We start from the raw sequence: 13,861 nt of genomic DNA, 5'->3' as shown, positions 1-13,861 counted from the left end.
CTGGAAGACATAAATGAAACGGACAAAATCTATACATCACGCCTCGTTCCGCAAAAGCTGGAGCGCGCGCCACCTGACTCCTGTCGCTCTGGCAGTTACCGCTGTTTTTATGCTCGCGGGCTGTGAAAAGAGTGACGAAACGGTTTCGCTTTATCAGAACGCGGACGACTGCTCTGCAGCTAATCCGGGTAAAAGCGCCGAATGTACCACCGCGTTTAACAATGCGCTGAAAGAAGCTGAACGCACCGCGCCAAAATACGCCACTCGCGAAGACTGTATCGCTGAATTCGGCGAAGGCCAGTGCCAACAGGCACCTGCACAAGCGGGCATGGCGCCGACCGGTGAAGGCCAGGCTCAGGCGCAGAATCAAAGCAGCGGCAGCTTCTGGATGCCGCTGATGGCAGGCTATATGATGGGCCGCATGATGGGTGGCGGTATGGGCGCTCAGCAGCCGCTGTTCAGCTCGAAAAATCCGGCCAGCCCGGCATACGGCAAATATACGGATGCCGGCGGCAAAAACTACGGCGCCGCAACGCCGGGTCGCACCATGACCGTACCGAAAACCGCCATGGCGCCGAAACCGGCTACCACCTCTACCGTAACCCGCGGCGGATTTGGCGAATCTGTGGCTAAACAGAGCACCATGCAGCGTAGCGCAAGCGGTACTACCACACGTTCAATGGGCGGCTGATCGTCATGGAAAGAGTCAGTATTGTTGAGCGCCCGGACTGGCGCGATAAAGCCACCGAATACGGTTTCAACTTTCACACTATGTACGGCGAGCCGTACTGGTGTGAGGATGCGTATTATAAGCTCACGCTTGCTCAGGTCGAAAAGCTGGAAGAGGTCACCGCAGAGCTGCATCAAATGTGCCTCAAAGTGGTGGAAAGGGTCATCGCCAGCGATGAGCTGATGACCAAGTTTCGCATTCCGAAGCATACCTGGGGCTTTGTCCGCCAGTCCTGGCTGACACAGCAGCCGTCGCTCTATTCGCGTCTCGATCTGGCGTGGGACGGCACGGGCGAGCCTAAGCTGTTAGAAAACAACGCCGATACGCCAACCTCTCTGTACGAAGCTGCGTTTTTCCAGTGGATCTGGCTGGAAGACCAACTCAATGCAGGCAACCTGCCGGAAGGCAGCGATCAATTCAACAGTCTGCAGGAAAAGCTGATCGAGCGTTTCGCCGAGCTGCGTGAGCAGTATGGTTTTCAGTTGCTACATCTGACCTGTTGTCGCGATACGGTGGAAGATCGCGGAACGATCCAGTATCTGCAGGATTGCGCTGCCGAAGCTGAAATCGCCACTGAATTCCTCTATGTCGAAGATATTGGTCTTGGTGAAAAGGGTCAGTTCACGGATATGCAAGATCAGGTCATAGCTAACCTGTTCAAGCTCTATCCGTGGGAATTCATGCTGCGCGAAATGTTCTCCACCAAGCTGGAAGACGCTGGCGTTCGCTGGCTGGAACCAGCCTGGAAGAGCATCATCTCCAACAAAGCGTTATTACCGCTGTTGTGGGAAATGTTCCCGGATCATCCGAATCTGCTGCCTGCGTATTTCGCCGAAGATGACTATCCTCAGATGGATAAATTCGTCGTAAAGCCGATCTTCTCACGTGAAGGCGCGAACGTTTCAATTATCGAAAACGGTAAAACGATCGAAGCAGTGGAAGGGCCGTACGGCGAAGAAGGTATGATCGTGCAGCAGTTCCATCAGCTACCGAAGTTTGGCGACAGCTATATGTTGATCGGCAGCTGGCTAATCAACGATCAACCAGCTGGCATTGGCATTCGCGAAGACCGCGCGTTGATCACGCAGGATCTCTCGCGTTTCTATCCGCATATTTTTGTCGAATGACTGAGAGTGCCGGGTGGTGGCTGCGTCTTACCCGGCCTACAGCATGAACTGTAGGCTCGATAAGCGCAGCGCCATCGGGCATTTATCATCCGACCTGCACCGACAACATACTCAAACTTCCCATCTCAATCCCGTCAACAGGAATAGTCACTGCCTCTTTGCCGTCCCAGGCACCTAATACATACAGCAGCGGCAGATAGTGATCCGGTGTCGGGTTCGATAACGATCCCCCTTCATGATCGAGATAGTTCACCAGCGGGTGCTGTTCAACCGGTCCCTGCCATGTCAGGTTTGCTTTAACATAATCGTTGAATGAGGTCGCCCACGGATATGGCGTGTTCTCACCGTGCCAACGCGCAGTGCGCAGGTTATGCACCACGTTACCGCTGGCTACCAGCATAATGCCCTCATCACGCAGTGCCGCCAGCTTGCGGCCCATTTCAAAATGCCAGGCCGCAGGTTTGGTACTGTCAATGCTCAGCTGCACCATCGGAATATCCGCATGCGGGTACATCTTGATCAGCACGCCCCATGAACCGTGGTCAAAACCCCAGGCCTCTTTGTCTAAGGTAACGGGCATCGGGGCCAGCAAGTCAACCAGATGCTGCGCCAGTTCCGGTGATCCAGGAGCCGGGTAATGGGTGTCATACAGCGCCTGCGGAAAACCGCCAAAATCGTGGATCGTTTTCGGCGCTTCCATCGCCGTCACGCCCGTGCCACGAGTGAACCAATGCGCCGAGACCACCACAATGGCTTTCGGGCGCGGCAACGTTTCCCCCAGTTGCTGCCAGGCGCGGGTATAAACGTTATCTTCCAGAACATTCATCGGGCTACCGTGACCCAAAAACAATGCTGGCATACGAGTTGAAGACATGATGATATCCTTACTGAGGGAGTCATTTTGATACCACCACAATACGCTTATTCGGCTGATGAAGAACTCAGATAACCATGATGAAGATCATCAGTTATTTTGACGATCCAACCCGGACAGCAGATTGATAAGGAGTTTTATTTGTCGATGTCAGTACCTTTACTTCTGACTTTACTGGCAGGCGCCGCCACGTTTATCGGCGCATTTCTCGGCGTGTTAGGGCAAAAACCCTCCAACCGCGTACTCGCCTTTTCTTTAGGCTTCGCCGCAGGGATTATGTTACTGATCTCACTGATGGAGATGCTCCCAGCCGCACTGGCTGCTGAAGGCATGTCGCCGGTATTGGGCTACGGAATGTTTATCGTTGGCTTACTGGGATACTTTGGCCTGGACCGCCTATTGCCGCACGCGCACCCTCAGGATCTGGTACAGAAAACCTCGCGGCCTCTGCCCGGCTCCATTAAACGTACCGCGATTTTATTAACGCTCGGCATTAGCCTGCACAACTTCCCGGAAGGGATAGCGACGTTTGTTACCGCCAGCAGCAACCTCGAGCTGGGCTTTGGTATTGCCCTTGCCGTCGCATTACACAATATTCCTGAAGGATTAGCCGTTGCGGGTCCAGTCTATGCAGCCACGGGCTCCAAACGGACGGCGATATTCTGGGCCGGGATCTCGGGCATGGCGGAAATCCTGGGTGGCGTACTGGCGTGGTTAATTCTGGGGAGCCTGATCTCGCCGGTGGTGATGGCGGCAATAATGGCAGCAGTCGCAGGAATTATGGTGGCGCTGTCCGTCGATGAGCTAATGCCGTTGGCAAAAGAGATCGATCCGAATAATAATCCCAGCTATGGGGTACTTTGTGGAATGTCGGTGATGGGGTTAAGTCTTGTCATCCTCCAGTCCATGGGGATCGGCTAATTCAGAGGGCGGATGCCACCCTGCTAATTTACAGCATCCGCTCATCCATAGCAGAACGTGAAGGACTATTCCTGTTCCTTAACCGCGCTGTTATCTTCGCCAGAACGACGAAAGAGTTTGTTTCGCGCCTCGAGTAATGCATCCCGGTCTTGCCGAAATGCCCGACAATAACGCTTCATATGGCAATAATAACCAACTGCAACGAGTGCAATTAATACAATCCAGTACCAGGCGATAAACATTCTTTTACCCTTAAAATTTAACATCATTAAACATTTAACGTTAAAATTTTACACAACCTTATTCTTACATACTCCTATAGTGGCATATTCCAGAAACAAATATATGATTTCGATCATATAAACCAGCAGCTATGCAAATAGTTGACACCGTTATAAAAAATAAAACAATGTCGACAAGATCACACTGCGCAATAATAAATATTGCCCTTAAAATAACGCACTCATACCATCCAAAAAATAATAAAAATTAGCGCCTGCAAAATAATACACCTCATCAATATTAATATATTCACCATAAAAGTAGCATCGGCAATACCATTTTTTATTATATTCACATCGTAAAAACATAATATATTCAGCACTGTTATATTTAAAGATAATATAAGGAGATATATCCATGTTTACACAGTACCGAAAAACACTTCTAGCCGGAACGCTTGCACTGACGTTTGGCTTTGCCGCAGGGAATTCATTTGCCGCAGGTTTCCAACCAGCCCAGCCCGCAGGAAAATTGGGTGCGATAGTCGTTGACCCATACGGAAACGCCCCTCTTACCGCACTGGTTGAATTAGATAGTCACGTTATTTCGGATGTTAAAGTCACCGTTCATGGTAAAGGTGAAAAAGGAGTCCCAATTACCTATACCGTCGGCAAAGAATCCCTCGCCACCTACGATGGGGTTCCTATTTTTGGCCTTTATCAAAAGTTCGCTAATAAGGTCACCGTTGAATATAAAGAAAATGGCAAGGCCATCAAGGAAGATTACGTGGTGCAAACATCTGCCATCGTTAATCACTACATGGATAACCGTTCTATTTCCGATTTACAGCAAACAAACGTTATTAAGGTCGCACCTGGCTTTGAAGACCGTCTCTATCTGGTGAATACCCACACCTTTACCGCGCAGGGCGCAGAATTCCACTGGCATGGTGAAAAAGATAAAAATGCCGGTATCCTGGATGCTGGTCCGGCCGGTGGCGCATTACCCTTTGATATCGCACCCTTTACCTTTGTCGTTGATACGGAAGGCGAATATCGTTGGTGGCTGGATCAGGACACTTTCTATGACGGTCATGACATGGATATCAACAAGCGCGGTTACCTGATGGGGATACGGGAGACACCGCGCGGCACCTTCACCGCCGTACAGGGCCAGCACTGGTATGAGTTCGATATGATGGGCCAGATTCTGGCCGACCATAAGCTGCCGCGCGGATTCCTCGACGCATCGCATGAGTCCGTCGAAACGGTGAACGGCACCGTACTGCTTCGCGTGGGTAAACGTGATTATCGTAAGGAAGATGGCATTCACGTCCAAACTATCCGCGACCAGATTATTGAAGTCGACAAATCCGGTCGTGTTGTTGACGTGTGGGATCTGACAAAAATTCTCGATCCGATGCGTGATGCACTGCTGGGTGCGTTGGATGCGGGCGCGGTATGCGTCAACGTGGACCTCGCTCATGCCGGCCAGCAGGCAAAACTGGAGCCAGATACCCCCTACGGTGACGCCCTCGGCGTGGGTGCGGGTCGTAACTGGGCGCACGTTAACTCCATCGCCTTTGACGCTAAAGATGACGCCATCATTATCTCTTCCCGCCATCAAGGGGTTGTCAAAATCGGTCGCGATAAACAGGTGAAGTGGATCCTTGCACCGTCTAAAGGCTGGAATAAGGCGCTGGCAAGCAAGCTGTTAAAACCGGTTGATGATAAAGGCAACGCACTGAAATGTGATGAAAATGGCAAGTGCGAGAATACCGATTTTGATTTTACCTACACTCAACACACCGCATGGCTCTCCAGCAAAGGAACGCTTACCATTTTTGACAACGGCGATGGCCGCGGACTCGAACAACCGGCGTTACCAACAATGAAATACTCCCGTTTCGTCGAATATAAAATTGACGAGAAAAAAGGGACCGTCCAGCAAATTTGGGAGTACGGAAAAGAGCGCGGTTATGATTTTTATAGCCCTATCACCTCGGTTATCGAATATCAAAAAGATCGCGACACCATGTTTGGCTTTGGTGGTTCGATTAATTTATTTGACGTTGGACAGCCAACCATCGGCAAAATCAACGAAATTGACTACAAAACAAAAGAAGTCAAAGTCGAAATTAATATCCTGTCCGATAAGCCAAATCAAACTCACTACCGTGCATTGCTGGTTCATCCACGCCAAATGTTTAAATAATTACATTAGATTAAGGATTAATTATGTCATCTAAATGGATCACTTCATTATTTAAAAGCGTGGTATTAACCGCCGCGCTTGCCTCACCGTTTGCAGCATCAGCGTTTACTGAAGGCACTGATTATATGGTTCTGGAAAAACCAATTCCCAATGCTGATAAGACGTTGATCAAAGTATTCAGTTACGCCTGCCCATTTTGCTACAAATATGATAAAGCCGTGACAGGGCCCGTGTCAGACAAAGTCGCCGATGTCGTTACTTTCACTCCGTTTCATCTGGAAACCAAAGGGGAATACGGTAAGCAGGCCAGTGAAATCTTTGCCGTAATGATTGCCAGGGACATGGCTGCAGGTATTTCATTGTTTGACGCCAAATCACAGTTTAAAAAAGCCAAGTTCGCTTATTACGCAGCCTACCACGATAAGAAAGAGCGCTGGTCAGAGGGTAAAGATCCCGCCTCATTCATCAAAACAGGGTTGGATGCAGCGGGCATGAGCCAGGCTGATTTTGACGCGGCATTGAAGGATCCAGCCGTCCAGCAAACGCTGGAGAAATGGAAAGCAGCATATGATGTCGCCAAAATCCAGGGCGTTCCGGCTTACGTCGTTAATGGTAAATACCTGATCTACACCAAAAATATCAAATCTATTGATTCCATGGCTGAGCTTGTCAGAGAGCTCGCGAAAAAATAAACAGGGACCCGGCTATGGCTTTCATAAAAGGATCGTGGCGAGACTTATGTAATACACCGGTTGATACCCTGGTGAGATGGCAGGAACAGCGCTTTCTGTGGCTGTTGATGGCTTGCGCAATGGGTGGATTGATTATTCTGGCGCACTCGTTCTTCCAAATCTATCTCTACATGGCCCCCTGCGAGCAATGTGTCTACATTCGTTTTGCCATGCTGGTGATGGTTTTTGGCGGATTGATTGCGGCAATCAACCCCAAAAATGTTGTTCTGAAGCTCATCGGTTGTATCGCGGCATTTTACGGCAGCATCCTGGGCATTAAGTTCTCCATCAAACTTAACAGCATTCATTATGCTGTACATAACCCGGACCCGGATTCGCTGTTTGGCGTACAGGGATGTTCCACCGATCCGACATTCCCTTTCAATTTGCCTCTGGCCAACTGGGCACCGGAGTGGTTTAAACCCACAGGAGATTGCGGCTATGACGCTCCCATTGTTCCCGACGGCGTGGCGCTCAGCAGTACGCAAAAGTGGTTTGTCGATCTGTACCAGCAGTCAGAAGGCTGGTATCTGATCCCGCCTTGGCATTTTATGAACATGGCGCAGGCCTGTTTGTTGGCCTTTAGTTTGTGCTTACTGTTGCTCGTCATTATGAGCGGCGCATGGGCATTAAAGCGGGTGAGAACCAAATAATCGGAGCAAGAAACAAAAAAACCGAAGCCTGGAAGATGGCTTCGGTTTTTTATGCTTACCGCGACTAACGTGGCAATTTGCGATTAGCTGGCTTTGCGCTCATGCGCCTGACGGTAAGCCACCAGGTCTTCGATAGTAACTACCGCCATATTATGCTTGCCGGCAAATTCGATACATTCTGGCGCACGCGCCATGGTGCCATCGTCATTGGTCAGTTCGCACAGCACGCCTGCCGGTTTAAACCCTGCCAGCGTCATCAGGTCGATGGTTGCTTCAGTGTGACCACCGCGGGTCAACACGCCACCTGCCTGAGCACGCAGCGGGAAAACGTGCCCCGGACGGTTAAGATCGGAAGGTTTAGCGCCATCCTGAATTGCCGCACGTACCGTAGTAACACGGTCCGCAGCGGAAACGCCGGTGGTCACGCCTTCTGCGGCTTCAATGGTCACGGTAAAACCGGTACCGTAAGCGCTGGTGTTATTTTCCACCATCATTGGCAGATCGAGCTGTTTGCGTCGGTCTTCAGTGATGCACAGGCATACAATACCGCTGCCGTGACGAATGGTCAGAGCCATCTGTTCAACAGTCATGGTTTCTGCCGGGAAAATCATATCGCCTTCGTTTTCACGATCTTCGTCGTCAAGCACCATCACACCGCGTCCTTCACGCAGCGCAGACAGCGCAAGTTCAACACGTTCGAAAGGCGTACCAAAAGAGGAAAGTAGCGTCTGATTCATGGTAAAAAAACCTCACTAAAATTATGGTTACCAGAATCAGGGCAGTCTTAGGAGTACCGTCTAAGCGGCAAAAAAATAACGTGAGCGGGTCCATGCCCGACTGGATCGTTACTCTCTCCCATCCGGACTCTAACCGTCGGCCCCGGAATTACACCGGATCTGCTGACCTTTGAGTTTGCACCCAAAGCGCTCGCGGGCTTTCAACCTGAGTTGATTTACCGCCGGTGGGGAATTTCGCCCCGCCCTGAGAATAAGCGGGTTAACTATAACGCTATTGATTACCTTCATCAACGCCTTTGCTCGTCTTAGCTTCACACAATTCTGGTTTATGCCTGTGCCAGTTCGCACTACAATAGGCAACAACACGTACCAGTTCAGGGAAACCACAATGATTGACCCGAAAAAAATTGAGCAGATTGCTCGTCAGGTTCACGAGTCGATGCCGAAAGGGATCCGCGAGTTTGGCGAAGACGTCGAGAAGAAAATTCGTCAAACGCTGCAGTCACAGCTGACCCGTCTGGATCTGGTAAGCCGTGAAGAGTTTGATGTACAGACTCAGGTTTTGCTGCGTACCCGTGAAAAGCTGGCGCTGCTTGAGCAACGTCTGACTGAGCTGGAATCGCGTGAAAAAACGGCAGAAGTTAAACCTGCTCCCGCGATCCCGTCAGTCGATCCGCAAGAGTAAAAACGACAACGGGCCGCAAGGCCCGTTTTTTCTGTTAGTGTTCCAGTTCTAGCTTCCTGGCCTCCGTCGCTTGCTGGCAGTACAGCGCATAGCGTTTGCAAAACCAGCTACGATGTTCTTCATCCATATTCCCAGTTATCGCCTGGATATCTACGGGATGGCCCTCAGCTTGCATCCTGGCAAAACTACGGGCCAGGAAATCGAAATTGTTCATTGAATACATATTGCTGTTCATGAGCATACCCTCCAGTTATTGAATATCTGTTAAGGCCATATGCTTTTTCTAATTTCAGTATTTCCCTGGATGCGAAGTTATTCTGTACATATTGTGCGCAAAACCACTGCGCTGGTTCACAGTTTCCCACGAAATCTAAGAGGGGCCGGATTTAAGGTCAGCGTGACGCACGCTTATTGTGACGTCATGTAAAAGTAAATCGGGGGGGAGAAATCCCTTCTCCCCTTATTCCTTTACTCTGGGTTGAAGAAAACAGCAGCATCAATAGCAAGAAACGTATCGAATCCAAAAGTTCGATACGTTTCCAGCATTTGTTATTTATCGCTGTCTTTTTGGATCTTCTTGATGATATTGGTCGTTGAGCAGCCATCTTCAAAGTTCAGCACCAGCACTTCTCCGCCGTTCGCCCACACTTCTTTGCTGCCCGCAATATCTTCCGGCTTATAGTCGCCGCCTTTTACCAGCAGATCCGGCAGGATGCCGGCAATCAGACGCTGTGGTGTGTCTTCTTCAAAAGAGACCACCCAGTCGACAGCTTCCAGCGCGCCCAGCACGATCATGCGCTGTTCCAGCGGGTTGACCGGACGCGTATCGCCTTTCAGACGTTTGGTCGAAGCATCGCTGTTTACCGCCACGATCAGACGATCGCCCAGCTTGCGCGCATTCGCCAGATAGGAAACGTGGCCAGCATGTAGGATGTCGAACACGCCGTTGGTCATCACCACTTTCTCACCGCGCTTGCGGGCGCTGGCTACGGCCTGTTTCAGCTCAGACTCGCTCATCACGCCAAAGCCAGTGTCGGCCCGACCGCGCACGGCGTTTTCCAGTTCAATCGGGGAAACGGTGGAAGTCCCCAGTTTACCGACGACAACACCCGCTGCGGCATTAGCAAAATAGCACGCCTCTTCCAGAGTGTTCCCCGCCGCCAGCGTCGCAGCCAGCACGCCGATCACCGTATCGCCCGCCCCCGTCACGTCATACACTTCCTGCGCCTGCGTCGGCATATGCAGTGGCGATTTGCCCGGTTGCAGCAGCGTCATACCCTGTTCGGAACGCGTGATCAGCAGCGCGGAAAGGTCGAAATCTGCAATCACTTTCATGCCGCGCTCAACCAGTTCATCTTCGCTTTTGCACTTACCGGCCACCGCTTCAAATTCAGACAAATTCGGCGTCAGCAGCGTTGCGCCACGATAGCGTTCAAAATCGGTCCCTTTCGGATCGATAAGCACCGGCACCCCAGCCTTACGCGCCAGAGCAATCATCTGCTGCACGCTTGCCAGCGCACCTTTGGCGTAATCGGAGAGCACCAAAGCGCCAATGGAGCCCAGAGCCTGGTTAATACGCTCATGCAGTGGCTGCGGATCCACGCCTTCAAAACCTTCTTCGAAATCCAGGCGAATCAGTTGCTGGTTGCGGGAAAGCACGCGCAGTTTGGTGATCGTCGGATGAGTTGGCACAGAAACGAAGTCACATTTTACGTTCACATCCGCCAGCGTTTTGCTCAGCGCACGCGCCGCGTCGTCAATCCCAGTCAGGCCAACCAGACGCGAATTCGCTCCCAGAGAGGCAATGTTCATCGCCACGTTTGCTGCGCCACCGGGACGTTCTTCAATGGTATCAACCTTCACCACCGGAACCGGCGCTTCAGGTGAAATACGGCTGGTAGGACCGTACCAGTAGCGATCTAGCATCACATCACCGACAACCATGACTCCTGCACGTTCAAACTCTGGCAGCGTTACTTTCATTCCTGTCTCCTGAGAGATTCTCTGAGGGTCTTAAAATTTGCGCGCGATAATAGCACACTTCACTCGGCAACCAGCCACTTCTGCCAGCTGTCACGCACCAGCGTACGTTCAGCGTCGAAGTGCTCCGGCGCCACATGGCCCGGAAGTTCCTGCAATGCAAGATGATGAAGTTCATCGCGCAGCGTCGTATAAGCACGGGTAAGCGCCAGCGCTTCCTGCTCATCCATAATGTCGTTTTGCGCCAGTAACTCCAGAATGCGCACGTTATCCGACCAGCGCGTCAGCTTCGGTTTTTCATGCGCATAGCGCAGCACCAGGTATTGCGTAATAAACTCAATGTCGGTGATGCCGCCTTCATCCGCTTTGATATCAAAACGATCGCGATGCTTATTGCCCAAATGGGCCCGCATTTTCTCACGCATTTCGCGCACATCGGTCTGCAAGGTTTTCGCATCGCGGACGAGGGTCATGATATCGCGACGAATCGCATCAAACTGAGAGGTCAACCGTGGGTCGCCGTACACCACTCGAGCGCGCACCAGCGCTTGATGCTCCCACGTCCAAGCTTCGTTGCGCTGGTAATCAGCGAAAGCCTCGGTTGATGTCACCAGCATTCCCGCCGCGCCGGACGGACGCAACCGCGCATCCACTTCATACAAAATACCGGATGAGGTGCGGGTGCTGAAAAGGTGCATAATGCGCTGCGACAGACGCAAATAGAACTGTCGCCCGTCAATCTCACGCTCACCATCCGTCATCACGTCCATAGGACAGTCATGCAGGAAGATCAGATCAAGATCCGAACTGTAGCCCAGCTCCCAGCCGCCCAGTTTGCCATACCCGACGACGGCAAAACCGCGCCCCTCGCGCCCGTCAAGATGAGTGGGTTGCCCGTAGCGAGCGACCATCTGCATCCACGCCTGCTGGACTACCGCATCAATAATAGCTTCCGCCAGCCAGGTTAAGTGGTCGCTCACCTTCATCACCGGCAGCGTACCAGCGATATCTGCCGCGGCAATGCGCAGCAACTGCGTTTGCTTAAACTGACGCAGCGCTTCCAACTGCTGCTCTTCGTCATCTTCCGGTACGCGCAGCAAATACTGGCGCAGTTCATCACGGTAGGCATCCGTCGCGGTGGGTTGATACAGGGTGTTCGGATCCAGCAGTTCATCGAGCAACAGCGGATACCGCGCCAGCTGGCTGGCGATCATCGGCGAAGCGGCACATAACGAAATCAGATGCTTAAGCGCTCCGGGGAATTCGCTCAGCAGCTCCAGATAGGTCGTACGGGTCACAATGCCTACCAGCAGCGGTGTGATGCGCGACAGTGGGACTGAGGCGTCGTCACGCGAACAGACATCGCTCAGCAGATGTGGCATTAAGTGATCCAGCACCTGGCGTCCGCGTGGGCCAATGGTGCGTTTATCCAGCTCTTTGCGAAAATCGGCAATCAGAGACAACACGCGCCGGCGATCGTCATCCGCCAGATGCGTCAGCACCGGCGTGGTGTCATCTTCCTGTAATGCGTCCTGCCACAGTTCACGCCACTGTTCTGAGAGCGACTCTTCCTGGGTTTCTGCTTCGTCATCGCCAATCAACTCGTTAAACACCCGGCGCACGTTGTCCATATGACTGGCCAGCACATCGGTTAGCTGCTGCCAGTCATCGACGTTCATCCCCCACGCCAGCCGCGCGCGGTTCAGTTCATCGCCTGGCAACGTCTGGGTCTGCTCATCATTGATACTTTGCAGCAGGTTCTCCAGACGACGTAAATAGAGATAGGCTGCGCGCAGTTGTTCCGCGTCGGTGTCTGACAGCAGGTGCAAGGCATTGATGGCGCTGAGCGTGGGTAACAGCGAGCGGGATTGCAATGACGGCTCGCGCCCACCGCGAATAAGCTGGAATACCTGCACGATAAATTCGATTTCACGAATACCGCCCGCGCCCAACTTAATGTTGTCTTTCAGACCACGGCGGCGCACTTCGCGGGCAATCATTCCTTTCATGTTACGCAGAGACTGGATCACACTGAAATCAATATAGCGGCGGAAAACAAAAGGCCGCAGCATAGCGCGTAGCTCACTGACGTAAGTACCGTCGGAATCGCCCATAATGCGGGCTTTGACCATCGCATAGCGTTCCCAGTCGCGCCCTTGTTCTTGGTAATAATCCTCCAGCGCGGAGAAGCTCAGCACCAGCGGGCCGCTGTCGCCAAACGGGCGTAAACGCATATCCACCCGATAGACAAATCCATCCATTGTGGGCTGATCCAGCACTTTGATAAGCCGCTGGCCCATACGGGTAAAGAACTGGGCGTTATCCAGCTCGCGACGTCCACCCTGCGTACTGCCGTGCTCCGGCCAGGCAAAAATCAGATCGATATCAGAGGAAAAATTCAGTTCGCCGCCGCCCAGTTTCCCCATGCCTAAAATCAGCAGCGGTTGCGCAACACCTTGTGGATTACAGGGCGTACCCCATTCACGACAGCAGGCGGCGTATAACCAGTCACGCGCGGCGACGATCAGCGTTTCAGCCAAATGGCTTAGCTGCTGCAAGATACTCTCTTCCGTCACCAGCGACAGCGTCTGCGCCCAGGCGATACGCACCATGATGCGACGGCGAAACAGACGCAGCTCACGCATTAGCGTGTTTTCATCGCTAACGTCGACCAATGCTTGCTGTAACCAATCAGCATAGTGTTGCCATTCATCCGCCCCGGGTGGCGTGCTTTCCAGTTCGACCAGCCATTCGGGATGGGCAATAATGCTGTCGCGAAAAAAATCACTGAATGTAAGCACTGACTTCGCCTGAATGCTAAGCGAGGATTCAGATATTGCTGCTGGCAGCCGCTCAACAACGGTCGGCCAGTACTGCTGTAACGGTGAAGAGAGCTGCTTCATTTATGGATTATCCTTTGAATAGTACCGGGCAGCGGCATGTTGCCTTATCCAGCCTGCATGCCGCTTCCGCCCATCGCGTAGGCC

Annotated in this window: 13 protein-coding genes and 1 riboswitch; of the genes, 7 read left to right on the top strand and 6 right to left on the bottom strand. The window is 52.1% G+C overall.

Going from position 1 to position 13,861, the window contains the following annotated elements:
* Positions 1-13: 13 nt before the first annotated feature.
* Positions 14-691 carry a DUF1190 family protein gene (locus HVZ39_RS03500; RefSeq protein ID WP_016154521.1) on the top strand — a complete coding sequence of 226 codons (678 nt, stop codon included), beginning with the start codon at positions 14-16 and terminating at the stop codon, positions 689-691.
* 5 nt (positions 692-696) lie between these two features.
* Entirely contained in the window at positions 697-1,857 is a 1,161-nt protein-coding gene (locus HVZ39_RS03495; protein ID WP_019077698.1) for a glutathionylspermidine synthase family protein, read from the top strand.
* Between the two features lie 85 nt (positions 1,858-1,942).
* On the opposite strand, the gene ygiD is transcribed toward HVZ39_RS03495, so the two are convergent.
* Positions 1,943-2,731 carry a 4,5-DOPA dioxygenase extradiol gene (gene ygiD, locus HVZ39_RS03490; RefSeq protein WP_181633231.1) on the bottom strand — a complete coding sequence of 263 codons (789 nt, stop codon included), beginning with the start codon at positions 2,729-2,731 and terminating at the stop codon, positions 1,943-1,945.
* A gap of 147 nt (positions 2,732-2,878) precedes the next feature.
* On the opposite strand from ygiD, the gene zupT reads away from it, so the two are divergent.
* The gene (gene zupT, locus HVZ39_RS03485; protein WP_181633230.1) at positions 2,879-3,652 is read left to right on the top strand and encodes a zinc transporter ZupT; all 774 of its coding nucleotides are present in this window, start codon (positions 2,879-2,881) and stop codon (positions 3,650-3,652) included.
* A gap of 65 nt (positions 3,653-3,717) precedes the next feature.
* Here zupT and HVZ39_RS03480 read toward each other — a convergent pair whose 3' ends face one another.
* A complete protein-coding gene (locus HVZ39_RS03480) occupies positions 3,718-3,894 on the bottom strand; it encodes a hypothetical protein (RefSeq protein ID WP_016154525.1) in 177 nt (58 codons plus the stop codon).
* Between the two features lie 397 nt (positions 3,895-4,291).
* Between HVZ39_RS03480 and HVZ39_RS03475 the strand changes: the two genes are divergently transcribed.
* Genes HVZ39_RS03475 through dsbI form a run of 3 tightly spaced genes read left to right on the top strand, consistent with a single transcriptional unit; the run spans position 4,292 to position 7,472 of the window.
* The gene (locus HVZ39_RS03475) at positions 4,292-6,088 is read left to right on the top strand and encodes an aryl-sulfate sulfotransferase (protein WP_181633229.1); all 1,797 of its coding nucleotides are present in this window, start codon (positions 4,292-4,294) and stop codon (positions 6,086-6,088) included.
* Positions 6,089-6,111: 23 nt separating this feature from the next.
* A complete protein-coding gene (locus HVZ39_RS03470) occupies positions 6,112-6,780 on the top strand; it encodes a thiol:disulfide interchange protein DsbA/DsbL (protein WP_019077701.1) in 669 nt (222 codons plus the stop codon).
* A 14-nt stretch (positions 6,781-6,794) separates the two neighbouring features.
* Positions 6,795-7,472, top strand: coding sequence for a protein-disulfide oxidoreductase DsbI (gene dsbI, locus HVZ39_RS03465; RefSeq protein WP_047414041.1), 678 nt, complete (start codon positions 6,795-6,797; stop codon positions 7,470-7,472).
* An 83-nt stretch (positions 7,473-7,555) separates the two neighbouring features.
* On the opposite strand, the gene ribB is transcribed toward dsbI, so the two are convergent.
* Positions 7,556-8,209, bottom strand: a complete 654-nt coding sequence (gene ribB / locus HVZ39_RS03460; RefSeq protein WP_016154529.1) for a 3,4-dihydroxy-2-butanone-4-phosphate synthase — start codon at positions 8,207-8,209, stop codon at positions 7,556-7,558.
* Positions 8,210-8,315: 106 nt separating this feature from the next.
* Positions 8,316-8,465, bottom strand: a riboswitch (FMN riboswitch).
* Between the two features lie 132 nt (positions 8,466-8,597).
* Between ribB and ubiK the strand changes: the two genes are divergently transcribed.
* Positions 8,598-8,894, top strand: coding sequence for a ubiquinone biosynthesis accessory factor UbiK (ubiK, locus tag HVZ39_RS03455; RefSeq protein WP_003024618.1), 297 nt, complete (start codon positions 8,598-8,600; stop codon positions 8,892-8,894).
* 34 nt (positions 8,895-8,928) lie between these two features.
* On the opposite strand, the gene glgS is transcribed toward ubiK, so the two are convergent.
* The 3 genes from glgS to glnE all read right to left on the bottom strand — a co-directional run bounded on the left by glgS (position 8,929) and on the right by glnE (position 13,777).
* The gene (gene glgS / locus HVZ39_RS03450; protein ID WP_019077704.1) at positions 8,929-9,135 is read right to left on the bottom strand and encodes a cell surface composition regulator GlgS; all 207 of its coding nucleotides are present in this window, start codon (positions 9,133-9,135) and stop codon (positions 8,929-8,931) included.
* Positions 9,136-9,443: 308 nt separating this feature from the next.
* Positions 9,444-10,877: a bifunctional D-glycero-beta-D-manno-heptose-7-phosphate kinase/D-glycero-beta-D-manno-heptose 1-phosphate adenylyltransferase HldE gene (hldE, locus tag HVZ39_RS03445; RefSeq protein ID WP_075848574.1), complete on the bottom strand. Its 1,434-nt coding sequence runs from the start codon at positions 10,875-10,877 to the stop codon at positions 9,444-9,446.
* 59 nt (positions 10,878-10,936) lie between these two features.
* Positions 10,937-13,777: a bifunctional [glutamate--ammonia ligase]-adenylyl-L-tyrosine phosphorylase/[glutamate--ammonia-ligase] adenylyltransferase gene (gene glnE / locus HVZ39_RS03440; RefSeq protein WP_053388751.1), complete on the bottom strand. Its 2,841-nt coding sequence runs from the start codon at positions 13,775-13,777 to the stop codon at positions 10,937-10,939.
* Between the last annotated feature and the right edge of the window lie 84 nt (positions 13,778-13,861).

Source organism: Citrobacter sp. RHB35-C21, from assembly GCF_013816515.1.
Taxonomy (GTDB): Bacteria; Pseudomonadota; Gammaproteobacteria; order Enterobacterales; family Enterobacteriaceae; genus Citrobacter; species Citrobacter braakii.
Note: the sequence above shows the minus strand (reverse complement) of the source record. Positions and strands in the feature narration are given on the sequence as shown.

Excerpts from the sequence above, each read along its gene's own strand:
- dsbI (WP_047414041.1), top strand. The coding sequence starts at position 6,795 with ATGGCTTTCATAAAAGGATCGTGGCGAGACTTATGTAATACACCGGTT.
- HVZ39_RS03470 (WP_019077701.1), top strand. The coding sequence starts at position 6,112 with ATGTCATCTAAATGGATCACTTCATTATTTAAAAGCGTGGTATTAACC.
- HVZ39_RS03500 (WP_016154521.1), top strand. The coding sequence starts at position 14 with ATGAAACGGACAAAATCTATACATCACGCCTCGTTCCGCAAAAGCTGG.
- ygiD (WP_181633231.1), bottom strand. The coding sequence starts at position 2,731 with ATGTCTTCAACTCGTATGCCAGCATTGTTTTTGGGTCACGGTAGCCCG.
- glnE (WP_053388751.1), bottom strand. The coding sequence starts at position 13,777 with ATGAAGCAGCTCTCTTCACCGTTACAGCAGTACTGGCCGACCGTTGTT.
- hldE (WP_075848574.1), bottom strand. The coding sequence starts at position 10,877 with ATGAAAGTAACGCTGCCAGAGTTTGAACGTGCAGGAGTCATGGTTGTC.
- ribB (WP_016154529.1), bottom strand. The coding sequence starts at position 8,209 with ATGAATCAGACGCTACTTTCCTCTTTTGGTACGCCTTTCGAACGTGTT.
- ubiK (WP_003024618.1), top strand. The coding sequence starts at position 8,598 with ATGATTGACCCGAAAAAAATTGAGCAGATTGCTCGTCAGGTTCACGAG.
- HVZ39_RS03480 (WP_016154525.1), bottom strand. The coding sequence starts at position 3,894 with ATGTTTATCGCCTGGTACTGGATTGTATTAATTGCACTCGTTGCAGTT.
- glgS (WP_019077704.1), bottom strand. The coding sequence starts at position 9,135 with ATGCTCATGAACAGCAATATGTATTCAATGAACAATTTCGATTTCCTG.
- zupT (WP_181633230.1), top strand. The coding sequence starts at position 2,879 with ATGTCAGTACCTTTACTTCTGACTTTACTGGCAGGCGCCGCCACGTTT.
- HVZ39_RS03475 (WP_181633229.1), top strand. The coding sequence starts at position 4,292 with ATGTTTACACAGTACCGAAAAACACTTCTAGCCGGAACGCTTGCACTG.
- HVZ39_RS03495 (WP_019077698.1), top strand. The coding sequence starts at position 697 with ATGGAAAGAGTCAGTATTGTTGAGCGCCCGGACTGGCGCGATAAAGCC.